Source organism: Kitasatospora sp. NPDC058965, assembly GCF_042741245.1.
GTDB lineage: Bacteria > Actinomycetota > Actinomycetes > Streptomycetales > Streptomycetaceae > Kitasatospora.
The window spans coordinates 1-18,026 of the sequence record NZ_JBHYKG010000069.1; the positions used below are offsets into that span (position 1 = coordinate 1).

Genomic DNA, 18,026 nt, shown 5'->3' on the forward strand with positions numbered 1-18,026 from the left:
TCTCGGTGGTCGACGAGCTGGACCGGGCGCTGCTGGAGCGGCGGCGCGGCGAGCTCAAGGCGCTGGCCGAGGAGGCGGCCGCGCTCGCCGACCGGGCCGGCGCCGTCACCGGCCTGCCGGTGGACGGCGACGCGGACCAGCGCTTCCTCCAGCTCTTCGGCCGCACCTACCAGGCGCTGGCCGGCGGGCTGCGCGCGCTCGCGCGGCAGTACCGGGCGCAGGCCGCCCAGCCGGACCAGGAGATCCAGCAGGCGGTGCTGCAGGCGCTGGCCGACGTGCGGACGTCCAAGCGCACTCCGGAGGAGCTGGAGGCGCTCGAAGCCGAGCACGGCGGCAAGGCGGCCGCCGTCAGCCGCGTGATGAACGACGCGCGCGCCACCCTGTCGCGCCGGTTCCTCGACCTGGAGGGGCCGTTGCAGCAGCGGGTGGACAGCATGCACGAGGACCTGGCCCGGGTGCTGATCGAGGCCGGCCGGCTCGGCGGGCCCGGGACGGAGCCCGGGCGGGACTTCCTGGTCGAGCTGCTGGCGCAGGTGCCGCCCGGCGGGCTGACCGAGGACATCCACCGCGGACTGTCCTTCGTCTGCCAGTTCACCCTCAACTACCGCGGGCTGCTCCAGCACCGGGTCCGCCGGGCCCTGGAGCAGCTGCACCCGAACCAGGTGGGCATCCCGCCGGACCCGACCATGGCGGAGATGCAGTACCTGCTCAGCGAGACCTACAACGCGACGCTCGCCAAGGTGGAGGCCTCCCTGAACACCATGCTCACCGAGCCGCCGGAGGCGGTCTACGCCCTGGTCGACGAGTTCAGCGACCGAGCGCTGGCCGTGGACGTCGCCCGGGACGCCTGGCAACTGGTCTACCGGAAGCTGCGGGCCCGGGTGTGGCCCGAGGAGTTCGCGGCGATCGCCGCCAACGCCGAACTGGTCCGGCGCTGGACCAACGCGCTGACCGGGGTGGAACACGCGGCCCGCGGCACGTACACCGAGTTGGTCTGACGGAGGTGACGGGAGCCATGTTCACGACGACCGACGTGCCCGGGCAGCGTGCCGTGGGCGTGATCATGATCGGGCCGCGCGGGGTCGGCAAGACCTCGCTGCTGACCGCGATCTACGACCAGTTCCAGCGGGTGGTCTCGCCGACCGGCCTGGTGGTCAGACCCGAGGGCCGCACGGCCACCCTGCTGCAGACCTACCGCGAGGAGCTGCGGCGGTTCGCCCACGGGCTGACCTACGATCCCGGGATCGCGGGCAACAAGACCATCAACGACCACGTGCTGACCATCGGCACCCCGCGCGCGCCCGCGCCGGAGCTGCGGCTGAACATCACCGACATCGCGGGCGAGGCGCTCACCGAGGCCGACTCGCACCTGCGGGCCCGGTTCGCCCAGGCCCTGGCCGCCAGCGCCGTGGTGTTCGTGGCGATCGACACCCCCGCGCTGATGGAGGACGGCGGTGTCCGCCACGACGAGGTCAACAAGTCGGAGCTGATCACCGACGTGCTCCGCGAGGCGGTCAGCCACCAGCCGAACCTGCTGGTCGTGCTGGTCCCGCTGAAGTCCGAGAAGTACGCCCAGCAGCCGGAGCTGCTGCGGCAGTTGCACCAGCGGGTGCGGATCGCCTACCAGCCGCTGCTGGACTTCCTGGGCAGTCTGCAGACCGCCCGGGCCGCGGTGGTGCTGACCACGGCGCAGACGGTCGGCTCGATGGTCTACTCCCGCCTGGACCGGGAGACCGGCGAGGAGCTGTTCGTGCTGCGCGCGCTGCGCCAGGAGTACTCCCCGCAGGACACCGACCAGCCGCTGCGCTGGATGCTGCGCTTCGTGCTCAACGCCTACCGGGACCGCCCGCGCGGCCCGCTGGAGTGGCTGCGGGACGCGCTGCTCGGCACCAACCGGGCCTTCGCCGCCGCGGCGCGGACCTTCACCGCCGACTGCAAGGAGGGTGTGGACGGGTTCGCCATCCTGCTGTACCACGACTACCTGGGGGCGCTGTGACGGCAGCCGCGGTGCGCTGGTACGTCAACACCGCCGGCGTGCCGCGGGACAGCGGCTACCGCTGGTACCCGCTGGAACCCGGGGTCGACCCGGCCCCGGCCCAGGCGGCGCTGCACACCCCGGTGGCGGGCTGCGCGCCGGACCGGCTGGTGAGCGACGAGGACCCGTCCCTGCTGCTGGCCCGCGCCGCCGACGGGCGGTGGCTGCTCTTCGTCGGCGGACTGGTCCCGCCCCGGGTGCCGGTCGGACGGCACCGCCGGATCGGGGCGCTGCTGCTGGGCATCGCGCCGCCGGGCGGCTCCCCGCTCCCGCTGCTCGCGGTGGCCCGCCTGGCGCTGGCCGACGGGGCGGGGGCCGAGGTGGCCGCTGCGCTGCCGCTGCACTGGGAGGAGGGGCGGCCGGTGGTCCTGACCGGGCGTCAGTGGCCGCCGCAGGAGCGGCTGCCCGACGGGGCCGGGCCGGCGGGTGGTGGGGCGGCTGCGGGTGGTGCGGCTGCGGTTGGTGGGGCGGTGGGTGGTGTGCCTGCCGGTGGTGACGGGGCGGTGGGTGGCGGGCCTGCCGGTGGCGGGTCTGCGGGCGGTGGGCCCGCCGGTGGCGGGGCGGCGCCGGACTGGGACGCCTGCGTCGCCGAGCCGGACACGGCGGCGGGCCGGGCGGCGGTGCGGGCGGCGCTGGCCGCGCTCCGGCCGGGCGACCTGGCCGGGCTGCGGCAGGAGCGGGCCCTACTGTTGCGCGGATCCGCCCTGGAGGCGGGCGAGTTGGCCGAGCTCCAGCCGTGGCGCGCGGTGGCCGCCAAGCTGACCCGGACACTGAGCCGGCGACGCGTCCACGAGCCGGTACCGCACCCCAAGGAGCGCCAAAGGGGGCGAACCGCGGACCCTGGGGGAGCTCGCCGAGGGCGCAGGGCGCTGGCTGTGGCGACGGCGGCCCTGGTGACCGCCGCGACGGCGGTGGGCCTGGTGCTCGCGGCAAGACCCTCGGGGCACGGCACGAGGACCGGAACCACCCCCGGCGCCAGCACCGGTGCCCGCCCGCCCACCGGCCAGGCGGTCTCGCCGCCGGTCGTCGCGCCGTGGACCCCCGTGCTGCCGACCGGATCCGTCACCCTGCTCACCGCCCCACCCCTGCCGGGCGCCTCGCCGTGGAACGGCCCCGTGCCGACCGGCGCCGCCCCCTCGCCCACGAGGACGCCCCCGGCGCCGACCGTTGGCGCGGTGGGCGGTGCCCTGCCGGGGACCGGCTAGGCCCCCGGCCGAGGGCCTGGACCCGGGGCTACCCGGGCGCGCGGAAAAGCATGATCGGGATCCGCGGTCGGCGTACTAGGCTCCGAGCCGCGGACTACGGCCGACGATCCGGGGGTGCGAGCCGCGGGACGACGGTCGGGGGGAGTACCGGTGATGGACAAGGAAGCCCGGGAGGCCTGGTGGGCGAGGCTCCCCGCCGGAATCCGCGAGCAGATCGACGGGTGGGTCCTGCGGGATGCCTCCATGGCGGCCATCCGACTCGTCGTCGAGATCGGGCTGGTGCCCGACGACATCGGCGTCGGCACCGCGCAGCTGATCGTCGGTGACCGGTACGAGCACCACGGGGACCGGATCGCCCTGGAACCGCTCAGCCCGCTGGACCTGGACTCCCTCGCCGTTCGCGCCGCCGGCCGGGCCGAGCCGATCCTGGCGATCGAGGCGGTCTGGGACGGCGACACGGTCCACGACTGGTTCGTGCTGCTGATGGCCGTCACCGAGGACCCGAAGCAGACGAGGTCGTTGGCCACCGTGTACCGGTCCACCGCGAAGAAGTACCTCGGCGAGGCCGAAGCCGCCGTGCACCGCCACCCGCACGCGGTCGCCGCCCGGCGCGCCGGCCAGGCCCTGGCCGACCACCTGGGCGTCCCCTTCCACTTCGCCAGCCCGGACACCCCCGACGACGAGGCCCCACGCTGGCGACCGGAACGCTGACCCCGCTCCCGCGATCACTGCCGCGACCGGTACTGAGTGCCCGTCACAGTGCCGTGGCGGGCACTTGCTGCCCTCCCTGCCGGAACCGCAGGGTCTGCGTGGAGCCGCGGTCGGCCAACGCCGTCGCGTACATCGCGCTGCCGTCCAACTCGCGGTAGTTCACGACCGGATCGCCGGCCAGGGCCGGGAGGCCGGGAACGCCGTGCCGGTCCTGGGCGCCGGCCGGCTCGCGAACGTCCCACGACCACGGCCTGACCTTCGTCACTCGTCCCACTCGACGGAACCCGGCCGCTCGAACTGCGCGGCCCGTTCCCGAATCTCCCGCCTCGTCACGACCACCCGCCGACCGAGGACCAGCGCCATCAACAGGCCGGTCGAGATGTATGCCGCGACGTGTGAGTCCAGGTCGAACCCGGCATTCAGCACCACAACGGATGCGATCGTCACAAGCGTCGCCAGCAGGGTCCACCGCATGGTCACCATCCGCCGAACCCTACTACCCCGGCCGCCGCCCCAGCGGGGAGGGCGGGTGCGAACAGAGAGCCCCGCGTCCGGCCGGACGGCTGTCAGGTCTCCGACGTCGACGGGCTCGCCGAGGGCGGCATCGCCACCGTTCCGCTTGCCACACTTACCCGGCGGCAGTCGGTCCACCCTGCCCCGCCGCCGGCCCGCATGATCACACCCACAGGTACGTCGGAAGAGCCCTTCTTGTGGTGCAGAGCAACCTCACCGGCTGCGGGACCTGGCGCGGAGGTTCGGCGCGATTCGCGGCCGACGGTCGAGCTGCTGTGCGGGTCAGAACTCGAGGGCGGTCGACAGGGCCCAGGCGGCGGTGAACCAGAGTGCTGCGCGGGGGCCCTTGGCGGTGCGCAGGGCCAGGGCGCCGGTGCCGAACCAGAGGAGTTCGAGGGCTGCGCGGGCCGGGCCGTGCAGGGGGTGGGCGGCAGTGGGTGCGCCGAACTGGCCCCAGACGGCGGCGAGGAGCAGCACGGCGGCGGCGGCCAGCGCGAGTCGGAAGGCGCGGCGGGTGGAGCGCGTGAGGGCCCACCAGGCGGCCGAGACGTAGACGGCCATTTCGAGGAGGAAGGCGAGCGTCGCGCTCGCCGCGGTGAGGGCGGTCCCGGCGTTCACCGGGCGATCCAGTAGGCCGAGGCGAGGTGGAGGACGGCGAAGGCGCCGGCGCCGAGGGTCATGCCGCGGTTGCGGTACCGGGCGCCGATCGCGCTGTCGCCGGCCTGGGCCAGGCCGGCCACCGCCAGCATCGGCCAGGCCACCGCGTGGGACGCCCCGGTCAGCAGCAGGAGTGCGGTGGCCAGCCCCAGCGGGACGGCGCGCGCGGCGTAGGCCCGGGCGTAGAGGTCGGTTCCCGTGGTGACGGGCTCGCCGGCGGGGAGCGCGAGGGCGGGGCGCAGGACCCCGGCGATGCTCGAACCGGCGCTGACGAGGGCCGCCACGAGGTTGGCGGCGAGCAGGGCCTCCATTGAGTCACTCCGAAAATCGTTCGAGCTCTGAATGATGATGTGACGGTATCAGTCAGGCTGTGTGGGATGTCAAGGGCGGACACCGACCCGGGCGAACGACACGGGGGAGCGACAAGGGCGAACGACGAAGGGGAACTCCCGGCCCCTTGCGGGTGTCGGGAGTTCCCCTTCGTGTCAGGAGGGAGGTGCGGTCAGCGGCGCGGGTGGGACTTGGCCCAGGCCGGGGCGGCCCAGCCGATCAGGAGGAGGGCGAAGCCGAGCTGGAGGAGGTGGCGGATCCAGTCGATGCCGGAGGTGTGGCGCACGCCGATCCAGCCGGAGACCGCGTTGCCCAGCCAGGCGCCGGCCGCGCCGAGCAGCATGGTGAGCCACCAGGGGATCGCCTGCGGGCCGCGCAGCAGCAGCCGCGCGAGCATGCCGAGGACGAAGCCGATCAGCAGGATCCAGATCAGTTGGAACATCGCACCGCACCTTTCCGGGGCAGGGTCTGCTCGACATCATCACTCGCTGACCCGGCTCCCGCAGCCGGAGCGGGCGCGGGTCAGGCCCGCTCGGGGGTGCGGGCCGCCGCGGTCAGGGCGGCGAGTGCGGCCCGGATGGCGGGGCGGCGGTCGGCGTCGGCGCGCCAGGTGGCGTAGAGGTGGCGCAGTACCGGACGGCGGACCGGGAGCAGGCGGACGCCCTCGGGGGCGGGGCCGCGGCCCAGTCGCGGCAGCACGGCGACGCCCAGGCCGGCCGCCACCAGGGCGAGTTGCGTCTCGTGCTCCTCGGCGTGGTGGACGATGCGCGGTTCGATGCCCTTGGCCCGCATGGTGAACACCAGCCAGTCGTGGCAGAACTCGCCCTCCTGCCAGCAGATCCAGTCGTCCTCGGCGAAGTCCGCCAGTCCCACCTCGGCGCGGTCGGCCAGCGGATGGTCGGCGGGCACCGCCAGGTCGGCCGTGTCGTCCAGCAGCGGGGCCTTGAGCAGCCCGGGCGGCAGCGCGAACGGCTTGTTGTACCAGTCCACGACGATGCCGAGGTCGAGGTCGCCGCGGACCAGGCGGCGCACGCACCCCTCCGGTTCGCGCTCCTGCACCCGGACCCGCAGCTGCGGGTGCTCGGCGCGCAGGGTGGTCACGGCCGCGGGCAGCAGGCCGCGCACGGCGGTCGGGAAGGCGCCGATCCGCAGTTCGCCGACCACCTGGCCGCGGTGCGCCTCCAGGTCGGACCGGGCCCGCTCGACCTGGGCGAGGATGCCGGCGGCGTGGTCGGCGAGCAGCAGGCCGGCATCGGTCAGCCGGATGCCGCGCCCGTGCTTGGCCAGCAACTGCTGGCCGGTCTCCCGCTCCAGCTTGCCGAGCTGCTGGGAGATGGCCGAGGTGGTGATGTGCAGGCCCTCGGCGGCGCCGGTGACCGAGCCGTGCCGGGCCACCGCGTCCAGGATGCGCAACCGCTCCAGGTTCAACATGTAAGCAATGCTACGCGGTAGCTGGAACGTATTCTCGCTTGTGCTTAGCTGTGCTGGTCGGCGAGGGTGACAGCATGCCTGCCACCGCCAGCACCACTCCCGCCCCGACCACCGCCCCCGCCCCGACCGCCGCTTCCGCCACCAAGGTCACTGCTGCCCCGTCCGGCCCCGCCGCCGCGCGCCGGTGGCTCGACTGGCGGGTGAAGTTCGCCGCGCTCTCGCTGATCTGGGGCTTCAGCTTCCTGTTCATGAAGGTCGGCAACCGGGGCTTCGCACCGCTCCAGGTCACGCTGGGTCGGGTGGTGGCGGGCGCCGCGGTGCTGCTGGTGGTGCTGGCGGTGAAGCGGCAGCCGCTGCCGCGCGGGGCCGGTCTGTGGGGTCGGCTCGCGGTCGCGGCCTTCCTGCTCAACGCGCTGCCGTTCGCGCTGTTCGCCTACTCCGAGCAGACCATCCCCTCGCAGCTGGCCGGCATCTGCAACGCCACCTCGCCGCTGTGGGGGATGGTGCTGTCGGTCGTCGCGCTCGCCGAGGACCGGCCGAGTCGGCGCCGGGTGGCGGGGCTGGCCGTCGGCTTCCTGGGCGTGCTCACGGTGCTCGGCGCCTGGCAGGGTTTCGACGGCGTCGACCCGCTGGGCGCCGGGCTGGCCCTGGCCGCCTCGCTCAGCTACCCGATCGGCTGGATCTGGGTCCGCCGCACGCTGGCCGACCGCCCCGAGTCGAACCTGACCCTGACAGCCGGTCAGCTGACCATGGCAGCAGCGCAGTTGGCCGTGGCGACGGTCTGCTTCAGCCACCTGCCGAGCGCACCCGGGGTGGCCCCCGTCCTCTCGGTGCTGGCGCTGGGCGTCCTGGGGACGGGGTTCGCATTCCTGCTCCAGTACGGACTGGTCGCCGAGGTCGGGCCGACCACCGCGCAGACGGTCACCTACCTCACCCCGCTGGTGGCCACCGCGGCCGGCGTCCTCGTGCTGGGCGAGGCCCTGCACTGGAACACCGTGGTGGGCGCCGTGGTCGTGCTGGCCGGCGCGGTGCTGGTGCAGCGCGGGCGCTGACGGGGCGTCGGCCGGGCCCTGGGCGGGTCTCCCGCCCACCGCACCCCGGATGCGGGGAGCTCCGCCCGGTGCCCGGGTGCCCGGGCGTCGGGACGGGGCACGGGGAAACCGCTGCTCTTCCTGGACGTCGACGCAGTGCTGAACCCGGCCCCCAGCCTCGGTGTCAGCCAGGCACTCGGACAGCGGCTCGTCGTCCGTCCTGCGGTTCCTCACGTAGGAGCCGGCTCGTGTGCCACGGTATCGACTGGCGGCCCGCTGCTCAGGCGAGAGGGTGCTCCCAACGAAGCTCCGGGGAGCCGCCGATCCAGTACGTGTGGCTTGCCTTGGTGACACGGAGCTGCACGTCCGTGATGTCCGGGCATCCCGAGTCCTGCCAGGCGATGAGAGCCCGCTCGATGTCGTCCCACAACGCGACAGGGCCGCCCTGGCGAACGGTCCACACGTCGTTCTCGGCGACGAACTCCGCGAACGACTCACGTTCGGGGTCGAACAGGAACAGGAGCTGTGTTCCGTCGGCTGTCGCGGCGCGGACGAGCTGAGCGCCCGGCGCCGACAGTTGGGCGAGGAAGGCCGGCATCCAGCCAGTCAGGATGGTCGGGGGCAACTTCGCCTCCCGCTCGCTGTCGCGGTAGGCCGTGCGGGCGGACAGGTCGCCAGTCACCGGCACAATGGCCTGGGACCGGGCCTGCATGAACGAAGAGCGGTCGATGATCTGCCCCTCGGCCGTACCGTCCTCGCCGACTGTGACCTTGGCGAGGGCCGTTCCGTACCCCCAGGAGCCGAGAGTGGTCAGGATGGTCCCACCTGGCTTGGTCTGGCGAACCCAGGCGTGGGGGATACGGCGAACAGCACAGGTGGCGATGACCCGGTCATAGGGCGCTCGGCGAGGGTGCCCGAGAAGACCGTCTCCTGTGACCGTCCAGGTGGAGAAGCCGGCCGACTCCAGCGCGACATCCGCGCGTTCGGCCACCTCCGGATCGACCTCCACGGTCGTGACGTTGTCCGCGCCGAGCCTGTGGCACATCAGGGCGGAGGAGTAGCCGGTGCCAGTGCCGATCTCCAGCACTCGGTGCCCATCGGCAACGTCCAAGTGCTCGATCATGCCCAGCACCGTAACAGGCGTCGTGGAAGACGACGTGGGCGAGCCGGACACGAGGTCGCTGACCTGATCGGCGGTCAGGTGGCCGTCGAGCTGGGTCGTCAACGACTCCTCACGGTAGGCGATCTCCTCCCACTCGGCCGGGTCCGTCCCGGAGGGCGTGACGGGTCGCCAACGGTCTCCGTCCACCGGCAGGAACACACCGGGGTTCAGGAACTTCTCGCGCGGAACAGCCTCCACAGCGGCCCGCCAGGCGGGAGTGACAAGGACCCCGGCGTTCTCCAGCCGGTCAGCAAGAGCACGCCGCAGCGGTGCCGTGTCGCTCATGTGATTCCTCCTTGAGTCAGCAGATCAGCGAATGCCGCGGACATCTCCAGCCCGGTTTCCCCCTCCAGCCACCCCCATTGGCCGTTCGGATTCAGCTCCAGCCACCAGTAGTCCCCGGTTCGGTCGATAGCGAGATCGAAGGACCCGGACACCAGCCCGAAGTGGTCAAGGAACGCAAGGAGGGCCTTCTCCAGGCCGTCCGGCAGGTCCACCACCGAGTAGGACAGAGCCGAGTAGTCCTTGCGCCAGTCCAACATGCCGGAGTCGATCCGCACCGCGAACACGCGGCGACCGACCACCAACACCCGGACATCGGCGACCTTGTCGATCCGGACCTGGAACAGGTGGGGCGCCACGCGCACGCTGGCGTCCAGTTCGGTAGCGGTGACCGGCTCCGCCCATCCCGTTACCGGAACCCCATCGCGCTCGTACGGTGTCCATCGCAAGGTCTTGAAGATCACCTGATCGTGTGCGGTGATGAACTGCTTTGCCTCGTCCAAGTCGTTGGTGACGATCGTAGGCGGCACGGCCAGCCCGAGCCGTTGAGCCGACGCCAGCTGCGTCGGCTTGTAGTCGGATGCCGCCGCGCGAAGCGGGTGATTGACCCACAGCGGACCGTCAAGGGCATAGAGGGTACCCCCAAGTCCGTACCGCACCTGGGCGGTTGCGAAGCGAGCGTCGTCCTCGTTCAGACCGCAGCCCTGGAACGTCGGCCACACCGGCCGGCGCCAGTACACCGCGCGAACACACGACAGCTCGGCAGTTCTCGACAGGGTGCGAACCTGCCCGGCCGCGGGAGCCTGGCGGGTTCCGAACCGAGCCGAGACCGTCAACCCCGAACCCATGTCGGCGGGGTTGAATCGGAGCACCGGCACACCTCGCCGGTTGAGTTCGGTGATCACCATGTCAGCGGTAACGTCCGCGGCCTCGGTGGCCACGAGAACCGGCCTCTCCTCGGTCGACGGCATCAGTCCTGCTGGCTGTCCTGGTCGTGGCCCTGGTCGTTCGCCGAGTCGGAGTTGGTGGTCGTGCTGGTCTCGGTGCCGCTGCTGGTTCCGTGCTTGCCCATCTCGACCACCAGGCCGGCGCGGTCCCGGAACACACCGAGCTGGGTGCCCGCGTCGATGCTGACCGAGGCATACGGGAGGCGAGTGGTGGTCGGGTACGGCTTGAGTCGGCCCGCGCCCCACGGGCGGGTGGCCATGAGCTGCGTTGCGGTTGCAGTCACGAGGACTCCTCGGCAGTAGGAGCCGGCTGCCCAGATGGACGGCCGGATGGTGCAAGCCCTCGCCGGGGCAAAGGCCCTTCCAGCACCGGCGAGGCAGCAGTGAGCCCATGCCAGGCGGGAGAAGGCACCTGAGCGCCGCCCTGGACAAGGGAGTTCATGGAAGCCTCAACGCCGTTTCTTCTGCGCGCTGAGCGGGCAGCGCGGGAGGTGGAGCGCCTTGCACCGCTCGATCGAGTGGAGCAGCGAAGGAAGAAGGTCGGGGGAGGGCGGGCCGGCGTGCAGGGTCCTGCTCTTCGTGCGCGCGGAAGCGGGGTCGTCCCTGGTGGCGCTCATCCTCGGTCACTCTCCTTCACCAGAGCGGTGGGACGCGAGACAGACCGTAGGGAAGGGCTGTTGGACGATGCGAGTTTCTTGCACCGTCTTGCATGAGCTCACTCGAACGAGTGGATGGCCTGCTGAATCAGGTGCCTGGCCCGCGGCCCGTAGACGGCCATGCCGGCGAGGATCTTGAACGCCTTGTCGTAGGCGGCGATCTCCCCAGGGGTCGTGATGGTGACGACAGCTGACAGCAGCTCAGCCATCACCTGGCGATCGTCGTAGATGGAGAAGGCTTCGAGTGGCCACATCTCACGAGGCGCGTTGCGAGGGATGATCCCGAGACTCACTCGAGGGAGCCTCATGACCTCCAGCAGGAAGCCGAGTTGCTCACGCATGGCTTCAGCGCCGCCGAACGGGTAGTGCAGCACGGTCTCTTCGAGCACCATCGCAAATTGATGATTAGCCCGCCGGAACAGGTTCGACCTGGCGACCCGCGATTCCACGGCGGCGTCAACATCGTTCGGGGTCTCCTGGAACCGGGTGATTGCTGTCATCAGGCTCGTGGCGTACCCGCGGCGTTGGGTAACCCCGGGGACCACGTTGGAGCAGTAGATGCGTGTCAGCCGTGTCCGCTCCAGCTGGGCCATCTCGGTGTCTTGAGCACGCTTCATCCCGTCCCGATGGACCTTGCGCCACTGGACGTACATCTCGTCGGCCTGGCGGTTGGCGGCGATGATGTCCGGAGCCTGAGCTTCTGCACCGCAGGCAATACACCACCGGAGGATGTCATCGTCCGAGGGCGGCGTCCTGGCGTGCGCGATTCGAGAGACCTTGGACTCGCTCCAGCCGCACCGGGCAGCCAGCTCGCTTCCCTTCAACCGAGCCTCGGCCTTGAGAGCTCGGAGTTTGCCGGCGATGGCTTCCCGAGCTGCCTGGGCGGACGAAGACGGCGACAGAGACATGAGCTGGCTATTCGGTGGTGTCGTGGAATCAGACCACGAACTCCTTGTGGTCCACGCCACGGTCCCACACGGCTTGGAAGGCCGAGGCACAGAGCTGGGTCACTTCGGGGTCTTCCGAGTACTGCGGGTCCAGCGCCCGGCCGGGGCCATCGAACAGGTTGAAGCGGACCGCCCGGCCGTCGATGAGCCAGAAGTCATTCCCAGGCAGCGCGATGCCCGATGCCTCGCTACGCGGGAGCCACCGGACCTGCTCGCCGATCGCCTCGTTCACGGTGGTGATGTGATGCTCGTAGCGGATGTAGTCGGTCACGGGGAGCGATACGACCCGTGCGCGTTGGACGGTCACGCCCCGCCCGACGATGCCCCGCACGAGGTCACTCCAGCCGATCCAGTACTCCGAGTCGGGATCGACGTCCACCGCGTCGCCACGCCGCCACTTCGCCAGTTCCTCAGCTTCCTCCGCGACGCTGTACTGATCGCGGAGTTCGAGGTGAACAGCGGATACTCGCGCCGAGTTCAGCAGCTCAGTGAAGCTGGGAACGTTCTGCGTCATCGCACGCCTTCCTGATAATCGGGATCATCCGGTGCGGGATCCGAATCACGCGCTCGTGGTCGGGGATGGTGTTGTCGTGGTCCGGGCCGTGGCCGGCCGCGAGGCAGCCTTCGATCGACTCCTCGTCGGCGGCGAAGCTCTGACACAGCAGGTCCCCAACCTCCTCATCCACCCACACCGTAGGACTGTTGCCCTGGCCGGTTTCCGGGTCGATACCGACGAACCGTACCTTCATGTCCACCCCTCCTGTCCCATTGCTTGCGTGAACTTGCATGGACGGCGCAAGGCCATCGTGGCGTGTACACCTACGGGCTGTCAGGAGCTTCGAGAAGGTGAGGTCTACACGAGGGCTCCATATCCTGACGCCCAGTCACGGGCAAGAAGGCTTGCGGGCGATCATCCTCGAGACGTCAACGGCCTTCATGCGCTCAGCCTGAATGGTGCGCGGGACATGGCGAATCCCTGGGCGGCTGTCAGCACTGAACACGTGGCATGGTGTCCCCGGAGAGGCGGTCGGCCAGGGTGTTCCGTGCTTTGCGTGGGTCCGGGTGCGTGATGGCGAGCCCAACAAGACCGAGTCGGCCCGCGCCCTCGCCGAGGCCGCACTGAGCATGACGTCCTTGGAGTGGCAGAGGGTCTACCTCGGGTGACGTTGCCGACGGGCGGCCAAGGGGCCCCGCGCGGGAAGGCACGCCGGTGTGCCGGGCACGGGGAACTCCGCCGGGTCGCCGGGCGTCGGGACGGGGCATGGGGAAACCACTGCTCTTCCTGGACGTCGACGGAGTGCTGAACCCGGCCGCGCCGCCGCCCGGCGCCGGGTTCGAGGAGCACGATCTGCTGGGCTTCCGGGTGCTGTTGGCGCCGGTGCACGGGGTGTGGCTGGCGGAGCTGGCGCAGGTCTACGAGCTGTGCTGGGCCACCACCTGGGAGGAGGACGCGAACACCCACCTGGCGCCGCTGCTCGGCCTGCCCCCGCTGCCGGTGGTGCGGTTCCGCGGCTACCGTCCGCAGCCCGGGGATCCGCGGGTCCGGCTGATGGAGCTGCTCTCCGGTGCCAAGTGGGCCCCGCTGCTGCGGCACGCCGGCGGGCGGCCGTTCGCCTGGGTGGACGACGTGATGCCGTTCCGTCTGGTGCGCAACTCGGTCTTCCGGCGGGACCGGCTGCTGCTGCCGATCGACCCGGAACTCGGGTTGGAGCGTTACCACGTGGACCGGCTGCTGGCCCGGCCGCCACGGGGACGAAGGGGCAGGAGTTGATGCCCTCGGGGGCGCCCCAACGGGCGGTGACCGGGCCGGCCGAGGTTCCTAGAGTGGCACGGTGAGTGCGTGGGCGAGCTTTGAGCGGGCGACGGCGGCAGTGGATCCGGGGGGAAGCGTCACCCTGCGGGTCAGAGTGCGGAACACCAGTGACGTGGTCGACGAGTACCGCGTCGAACCGGTCGGGGAACTCGCTCCCTACGCGACGGTGGACCCCGAACGGGTGCGGCTGCTGCCGGACACCAGCGCCACGGTGAGCGTGACGGTCAGCCCGCCGCGCAGCCACGAGGTGTCAGCGGGGCCGGTGCCGTTCGCGGTGAAGGTGGTGCCGGCCGAGTACCCGGACCAGGCGAGCGTGCCCGAAGGGGTCGTGACGGTCGGCCAGTTCAGCGAGCTGAACGCGGAGCTGGTGCCGCTGCGGGTGCGCGGGCGGTGGCGGGCCCGGCCGCAGCTGGCGGTGGACAACCTGGGCAACTCGACGGTCACCGCCTCGGTGCGCGGGCTGGGCCAGGGCAGCGAACTGCGCTACGACCTGCGCACGCCCTCGGTCCAGGTGGCGCCCGGGCGGGCCGGGTTCGTCCCGGTCGAGCTGCGGCCGCAGCGGTTCCTCTGGGTCGGCCGCGCGCAGCGGCACGAGTACGCGGTGGAGCTGCGCCGGGCCGGGGCCGAGGCGCTGGTGGTGCGCGGCGAGTACCTGCAGCCGGCGCTGGTGGCCGGATGGCTGATGCCGGTGCTGGCCGCGTTGCTGGCGCTGCTGGTCGGTGCGGCCGCGCTCTGGGCGACCACCAACCCGACGGTGACCAGCGCGACGGTGGCCAAGGCGGAGAACACTCCCGCGGCCCAGATCTCCGCGCCCGCGGCGCCGACCCCGGTGGCCACCCAGGCCGCGCCCGTGCCGTCCGCCGCTCCGGCGCCGACCCAGGCCGCCCCGGCCCCGGCGCAGCCCGCCCCCCAGCCGACCCGGGCCGCTCCGGCCCCGACCCAGGCCCAGCCGCCGGCCGCCGGTCCGCCGCCCGCCCAGCCGCCGGCCCAGCCCCCCGTGGTCGGGCGCCCCATCGTCGGGCGCGGATCGAACCGGTGCATCGGACCGGTCAACGGCAACGTCAGCGACGGGATCCCGCTGGAACTGCAGGACTGCAACGGCGGCGCCGCCCAGGCCTGGGACTTCCGCAGCGACGGCACGGTGCACGTGCTGAGCCTGTGCCTGGACGTGGCCTGGGGCGCGGTGGCCAACGGCACCCAGATCCAGATCGCCAACTGCAACGGCACCGCGGCCCAGAAGTGGGTGCTCGCCGGCCCCGAGGACCTGGTGAACCCGCAGGCCAACAAGTGCGTGGACGCCAAGGACAAGGCCACGGCGGCGGGCACCCGGCTGCAGCTGTGGGACTGCTCGGGGACGCCGAACCAGAAGTGGTTCCTGCGCTAGGGCCTGTCTGACCATTCGCGTCGGATCAGGCCGGGTCCCGGCCGCGCCGACGGCCGGCCGGAACCCGGCCTTAGCTGGCATGAAGTACTCTCAGTTTCGTTAGCTGACATGAAAAACGGCTAGTGTGCCGTCATGTCCGACGATCTGCGCAGTCACGACGAGGGCCCACCGACTCGGCCGGGGCGGCCGGCACCGCCGGCCGCGGAGACGCCCTGGCTGGTCGGCCGGGAGGCCGAACTCGCCGCCCTGCTGGGCGCGCTGGACGACCTGGTGGCCGGCCGGGGTCGCGCCGTCGCGCTGGTCGGGGAACCGGGGATCGGCAAGAGCGCACTGCTGCTGGCCGTGATCGCGCGCGCCCGGGCCGTCGGGGTCCGGGTCCTGGTGGCGTCCCCCGGCGACCGTTCGGCGGCCGGCGCGTGCAGCGACCTGCGCGACCACCCGGCCCCGGCCACCCTGGTCGTGCTGGACGACCTGCACCGGGTGGCGGCCGATCGGATCGCCGACCTGGCGGAGCTGCTGGAAGCCGCCGCCACCGGCCCGGTGCTGTGCCTGCTGGCGTACCGTCAGCGGCAGCTCTCGCCCGCGCCGGCCGCCGCACTCTCCCGGGCCGCGTCCACCGGCCGGCTCGACGTGCGGCAGCTCGGTCCGCTCTCCCGCGAGCACGGCCGCGCCCTGCTCGGCGACCACCCCGACGCCGAGCAGCTCCACCGCGCGAGCCTGGGCAACCCGCAGTACCTCAAGATCCTGGCCGCCGGCGGAGCGGCCACGGACGCCGCCCTGGCGGTGCTCGGCGAGCTGGCGGGCCTGGACGGCGACGCGCTCGCAGTGGTGCAGGCCCTGGCGGTGCTCGGCGAGCCGTGCCGCCCCGACCTGCTGGCCGAGGTCGCCGACCTGGACGAGGCGGCGGCCATGCGGGCCGTCGACGCGCTCTCCCAGCTCGACCTGGTGCGCCCGGCCGACCCGGCCCCGCAGCTGACACTGCGTCACCGCGTGCTCGGCGAGGTCGTCCACCAGCGCCTCGAACCCGGTCGCCGGCTCGCCCTGCACCGCGCCGCCGAACGCGCGCTGGCCGGCCGGGCGGCACCCATCGCGCGCCGGGCCCACCACATCGTGCGGGCCGCCGATCCGGGCCGGCCCGAGCACCTGACCACGCTGATCGCCGCCGCCCGCGACGTGCTGCACAGCTCGCCCGCCGACGCGGCCGAGTACCTGCAGGCCGCGCTGTCCCTGCTGCACGAGGGCGCGCCGCACTGGCACGAGGCGCGGGTGCTGCTCGCCCGGACCAGGCTGCTGACCGGTGACGCGCCGGAGAGCCGCGCGCTGCTGGACGCCCTGCGCGCGGCGGAGCCGGGCCGGCCGACCGGCGCCGCGCCGACGGCGCTGGCCGACGCCAGCCGGGTCGAACGGCAGCTCGGCCACTTCACCGAGGCCGGCGCCATCGCCCGCGCCGGGCTCGCGGCGCTGGTCGACCAGGACTCCGCGACCGCCGCCGTGCTGCACGCCGAACTCGCCGACTACAGCTACGACCTGCAGGACTACGCGACCTCCCGGCAGCACGCCGAGACGGGGGCGACGATCGCCCGCCGGCACCACGACCGGGTCGGCGAGGCCAACGCGCTGGCGCAGGCCGCCCTGGCGAACCTGTTCACCGGCGACCTGGCCACCGCGCTGACGACGGTGGGCCGGGCGGCCGAGCTGATCGACTCGACCACGGACGCCACGCTGCTGACCAACCTGGAGGCCGCCTACCAAGTGGGCATGGCCGAGGGGATGCTCGGCCGGCTGGCCGACTCCGAACGCCACCTCGGCCGCGGCGCGGCGCTCTCCCGGCGCACCGGGCAGACGTTCGTCCGGCCGATGACGCTGATGAGCCTGGCCAACACCCAGTTGCGGGCCGGGAACCTGCGGGGTGCGCTGGCGACCCTGGACGAGACCACCCCGCTGGTCGACAGCGCCGGCAACCCCGCGACCAGGGCCGGGTTGGCGACCTTCCGGGCCGAGGCCCTGCTCTGGCTGAACCCGGCCGACGACCCGGGCGAGGCCCTCGCCCTGGCCGACCGGGCGCTGGCCATTGCCGAGGGCGAGACGCCCGGCTGGGCCGTCGGCGTGCGCTGCCTGGTGGCCGGGCTGGTGCTGCTCGCGGGCGACCCGGTGCGGGCCGGCTGGCTGCTGCTGGACGCGGCGGGCGGCACCGACCTGCCCGGGCTCACCACCTGGCGCCGACCGCGCTTCTGCGAGACCTTGGCGCAGGCGGCCCAGGCCGACGGCGACCTGGCTGCGGTCGAGCACTGGGCACGGCTCGCGGAGGACGCCGTCGAGCTCCTCCCCTCCGCGAGCCGGCTCGGGTTCGCACGGCGGGCCCGGATGCGGGCGCACGCACTGCGGGGGGAGACCGACCTGGCCCTGGCGCAGGCCCAGGACGCGACCGCCCGGTTCACCGAGGGCGGGGAACGGATCGAGGCCGCCCGGACCCTGCTGGCGGCGGCCGAACTGGCGCTGGACGCGGGGCGGCGCGAGCAGGTGGCCGAGCGGCTGGACCGGGCGGCGCTGCTGGCGCACCGGTGCGGTTCGGCCCGACTGGCCGGCGAGGCCGCCCGCCAGCGCCGTCGGCTCGCCGCACCGGCCGGCGGTGGCGCGGCGGGGAGCACGGCCGGCAGCACGGCGGGGAGCACGTCCGGGCGCCCGCCCGGCGCGGCGGCCGAGGACCCGCTGGCCCCGCTCACCGCCCGGGAGCGGGAGATCGCCGCGCTCGCCAGCAGCGGACTGACCAGCGGCGAGATCGCCGGCGCCCTGGTGCTGAGCGTGCGCACGATCGACAGCCACCTGGGCCGGATCTACCGCAAGCTCGGCGTGCCCAACCGGGCGAGCCTGACCCACATCGTGCTCAGCCGGACCCCCTGACGCACCGTGCGCGCGGCGCGG

The 18,026-nt window shown here is 72.8% G+C and carries 21 protein-coding genes; 8 read left to right on the forward strand and 13 right to left on the reverse strand.

Annotation, left to right across the window (positions count from 1 at the left end):
• From ACFW1A_RS14390 to ACFW1A_RS14405, 4 genes are all read left to right on the forward strand, one after another.
• Nucleotides 1-998 (forward strand): hypothetical protein (locus ACFW1A_RS14390; protein ID WP_380408740.1); only part of this gene is annotated, 998 nt, incomplete at its 5' end.
• Between the two features lie 17 nt (nt 999-1,015).
• Nucleotides 1,016-1,996, forward strand: a complete 981-nt coding sequence (locus ACFW1A_RS14395) for a hypothetical protein (RefSeq protein ID WP_380408742.1) — start codon at nt 1,016-1,018, stop codon at nt 1,994-1,996.
• Nucleotides 1,993-3,240 (forward strand): hypothetical protein, encoded by a 1,248-nt coding sequence (locus ACFW1A_RS14400; RefSeq protein WP_380408744.1) that lies wholly within the window; start codon nt 1,993-1,995, stop codon nt 3,238-3,240. The genes ACFW1A_RS14395 and ACFW1A_RS14400 overlap by 4 nt, the downstream gene beginning before the upstream one ends.
• A gap of 153 nt (nt 3,241-3,393) precedes the next feature.
• Nucleotides 3,394-3,951, forward strand: coding sequence for a hypothetical protein (locus ACFW1A_RS14405; protein WP_380408746.1), 558 nt, complete (start codon nt 3,394-3,396; stop codon nt 3,949-3,951).
• A 43-nt stretch (nt 3,952-3,994) separates the two neighbouring features.
• On the opposite strand, the gene ACFW1A_RS14410 is transcribed toward ACFW1A_RS14405, so the two are convergent.
• The 6 genes from ACFW1A_RS14410 to ACFW1A_RS14435 all read right to left on the reverse strand — a co-directional run bounded on the left by ACFW1A_RS14410 (nt 3,995) and on the right by ACFW1A_RS14435 (nt 6,882).
• Nucleotides 3,995-4,216 carry a hypothetical protein gene (locus ACFW1A_RS14410; RefSeq protein ID WP_380408748.1) on the reverse strand — a complete coding sequence of 74 codons (222 nt, stop codon included), beginning with the start codon at nt 4,214-4,216 and terminating at the stop codon, nt 3,995-3,997.
• Nucleotides 4,213-4,434 (reverse strand): hypothetical protein, encoded by a 222-nt coding sequence (locus ACFW1A_RS14415; protein WP_380408750.1) that lies wholly within the window; start codon nt 4,432-4,434, stop codon nt 4,213-4,215. Before ACFW1A_RS14415 ends, ACFW1A_RS14410 begins: the two co-directional genes overlap by 4 nt.
• 312 nt (nt 4,435-4,746) lie before the next feature.
• Nucleotides 4,747-5,082, reverse strand: coding sequence for a YrdB family protein (locus ACFW1A_RS14420; protein ID WP_380408752.1), 336 nt, complete (start codon nt 5,080-5,082; stop codon nt 4,747-4,749).
• Nucleotides 5,079-5,432 (reverse strand): hypothetical protein, encoded by a 354-nt coding sequence (locus tag ACFW1A_RS14425; protein ID WP_380408754.1) that lies wholly within the window; start codon nt 5,430-5,432, stop codon nt 5,079-5,081. The genes ACFW1A_RS14420 and ACFW1A_RS14425 overlap by 4 nt, the downstream gene beginning before the upstream one ends.
• A 191-nt stretch (nt 5,433-5,623) precedes the next feature.
• On the reverse strand, nt 5,624-5,893 hold the full coding sequence (locus ACFW1A_RS14430; RefSeq protein WP_380408756.1) for a GlsB/YeaQ/YmgE family stress response membrane protein: 270 nt from the start codon (nt 5,891-5,893) through the stop codon (nt 5,624-5,626).
• An 80-nt stretch (nt 5,894-5,973) separates the two neighbouring features.
• Complete coding sequence (locus tag ACFW1A_RS14435) at nt 5,974-6,882, reverse strand: LysR substrate-binding domain-containing protein (protein ID WP_380408758.1); 909 nt, start codon at nt 6,880-6,882, stop codon at nt 5,974-5,976.
• 74 nt (nt 6,883-6,956) lie between these two features.
• On the opposite strand from ACFW1A_RS14435, the gene ACFW1A_RS14440 reads away from it, so the two are divergent.
• Nucleotides 6,957-7,934, forward strand: coding sequence for a DMT family transporter (locus ACFW1A_RS14440; protein WP_380408761.1), 978 nt, complete (start codon nt 6,957-6,959; stop codon nt 7,932-7,934).
• A 259-nt stretch (nt 7,935-8,193) separates the two neighbouring features.
• On the opposite strand, the gene tgmC is transcribed toward ACFW1A_RS14440, so the two are convergent.
• The 7 genes from tgmC to ACFW1A_RS14475 form a co-directional block, all read right to left on the reverse strand.
• On the reverse strand, nt 8,194-9,360 hold the full coding sequence (tgmC, locus tag ACFW1A_RS14445; RefSeq protein WP_380408764.1) for an ATP-grasp peptide maturase system methyltransferase: 1,167 nt from the start codon (nt 9,358-9,360) through the stop codon (nt 8,194-8,196).
• Nucleotides 9,357-10,328 (reverse strand): ATP-grasp ribosomal peptide maturase, encoded by a 972-nt coding sequence (gene tgmB / locus ACFW1A_RS14450; RefSeq protein ID WP_380408765.1) that lies wholly within the window; start codon nt 10,326-10,328, stop codon nt 9,357-9,359. The genes tgmC and tgmB overlap by 4 nt, the downstream gene beginning before the upstream one ends.
• Entirely contained in the window at nt 10,328-10,564 is a 237-nt protein-coding gene (gene tgmA / locus ACFW1A_RS14455; protein WP_380408795.1) for a putative ATP-grasp-modified RiPP, read from the reverse strand. Before tgmA ends, tgmB begins: the two co-directional genes overlap by 1 nt.
• A gap of 189 nt (nt 10,565-10,753) precedes the next feature.
• A complete protein-coding gene (locus tag ACFW1A_RS14460; protein ID WP_380408767.1) occupies nt 10,754-10,921 on the reverse strand; it encodes a hypothetical protein in 168 nt (55 codons plus the stop codon).
• 98 nt (nt 10,922-11,019) lie between these two features.
• Nucleotides 11,020-11,868, reverse strand: coding sequence for a helix-turn-helix domain-containing protein (locus tag ACFW1A_RS14465; protein ID WP_380408768.1), 849 nt, complete (start codon nt 11,866-11,868; stop codon nt 11,020-11,022).
• A gap of 28 nt (nt 11,869-11,896) precedes the next feature.
• Nucleotides 11,897-12,421, reverse strand: coding sequence for a DUF6879 family protein (locus tag ACFW1A_RS14470; RefSeq protein ID WP_380408770.1), 525 nt, complete (start codon nt 12,419-12,421; stop codon nt 11,897-11,899).
• Nucleotides 12,393-12,656, reverse strand: a complete 264-nt coding sequence (locus tag ACFW1A_RS14475; RefSeq protein WP_380408772.1) for a hypothetical protein — start codon at nt 12,654-12,656, stop codon at nt 12,393-12,395. Before ACFW1A_RS14475 ends, ACFW1A_RS14470 begins: the two co-directional genes overlap by 29 nt.
• Before the next feature lie 512 nt (nt 12,657-13,168).
• Here ACFW1A_RS14475 and ACFW1A_RS14480 point away from each other — a divergent pair.
• From ACFW1A_RS14480 to ACFW1A_RS14490, 3 genes are all read left to right on the forward strand, one after another.
• Nucleotides 13,169-13,678: an HAD domain-containing protein gene (locus ACFW1A_RS14480; protein WP_380408774.1), complete on the forward strand. Its 510-nt coding sequence runs from the start codon at nt 13,169-13,171 to the stop codon at nt 13,676-13,678.
• A gap of 136 nt (nt 13,679-13,814) precedes the next feature.
• The gene (locus tag ACFW1A_RS14485) at nt 13,815-15,104 is read left to right on the forward strand and encodes a ricin-type beta-trefoil lectin domain protein (RefSeq protein WP_380408776.1); all 1,290 of its coding nucleotides are present in this window, start codon (nt 13,815-13,817) and stop codon (nt 15,102-15,104) included.
• A gap of 132 nt (nt 15,105-15,236) precedes the next feature.
• The gene (locus ACFW1A_RS14490) at nt 15,237-18,005 is read left to right on the forward strand and encodes a LuxR C-terminal-related transcriptional regulator (protein ID WP_380408777.1); all 2,769 of its coding nucleotides are present in this window, start codon (nt 15,237-15,239) and stop codon (nt 18,003-18,005) included.
• The last annotated feature ends 21 nt before the right edge of the window (nt 18,006-18,026 follow it).

What these genes read in the sequence shown, in the direction of transcription:
- ACFW1A_RS14395 (WP_380408742.1), top strand. Translation starts at nt 1,016, where the DNA reads ATGTTCACGACGACCGACGTGCCCGGGCAGCGTGCCGTGGGCGTGATC.
- ACFW1A_RS14405 (WP_380408746.1), top strand. Translation starts at nt 3,394, where the DNA reads ATGGACAAGGAAGCCCGGGAGGCCTGGTGGGCGAGGCTCCCCGCCGGA.
- ACFW1A_RS14415 (WP_380408750.1), bottom strand. Translation starts at nt 4,434, where the DNA reads ATGGTGACCATGCGGTGGACCCTGCTGGCGACGCTTGTGACGATCGCA.
- ACFW1A_RS14425 (WP_380408754.1), bottom strand. Translation starts at nt 5,432, where the DNA reads ATGGAGGCCCTGCTCGCCGCCAACCTCGTGGCGGCCCTCGTCAGCGCC.
- ACFW1A_RS14430 (WP_380408756.1), bottom strand. Translation starts at nt 5,893, where the DNA reads ATGTTCCAACTGATCTGGATCCTGCTGATCGGCTTCGTCCTCGGCATG.
- ACFW1A_RS14435 (WP_380408758.1), bottom strand. Translation starts at nt 6,882, where the DNA reads ATGTTGAACCTGGAGCGGTTGCGCATCCTGGACGCGGTGGCCCGGCAC.
- ACFW1A_RS14440 (WP_380408761.1), top strand. Translation starts at nt 6,957, where the DNA reads ATGCCTGCCACCGCCAGCACCACTCCCGCCCCGACCACCGCCCCCGCC.
- tgmC (WP_380408764.1), bottom strand. Translation starts at nt 9,360, where the DNA reads ATGAGCGACACGGCACCGCTGCGGCGTGCTCTTGCTGACCGGCTGGAG.
- tgmB (WP_380408765.1), bottom strand. Translation starts at nt 10,328, where the DNA reads ATGCCGTCGACCGAGGAGAGGCCGGTTCTCGTGGCCACCGAGGCCGCG.
- tgmA (WP_380408795.1), bottom strand. Translation starts at nt 10,564, where the DNA reads ATGGCCACCCGCCCGTGGGGCGCGGGCCGACTCAAGCCGTACCCGACC.
- ACFW1A_RS14460 (WP_380408767.1), bottom strand. Translation starts at nt 10,921, where the DNA reads ATGAGCGCCACCAGGGACGACCCCGCTTCCGCGCGCACGAAGAGCAGG.
- ACFW1A_RS14465 (WP_380408768.1), bottom strand. Translation starts at nt 11,868, where the DNA reads ATGTCTCTGTCGCCGTCTTCGTCCGCCCAGGCAGCTCGGGAAGCCATC.
- ACFW1A_RS14470 (WP_380408770.1), bottom strand. Translation starts at nt 12,421, where the DNA reads ATGACGCAGAACGTTCCCAGCTTCACTGAGCTGCTGAACTCGGCGCGA.
- ACFW1A_RS14475 (WP_380408772.1), bottom strand. Translation starts at nt 12,656, where the DNA reads ATGAAGGTACGGTTCGTCGGTATCGACCCGGAAACCGGCCAGGGCAAC.
- ACFW1A_RS14480 (WP_380408774.1), top strand. Translation starts at nt 13,169, where the DNA reads ATGGGGAAACCACTGCTCTTCCTGGACGTCGACGGAGTGCTGAACCCG.
- ACFW1A_RS14490 (WP_380408777.1), top strand. Translation starts at nt 15,237, where the DNA reads ATGTCCGACGATCTGCGCAGTCACGACGAGGGCCCACCGACTCGGCCG.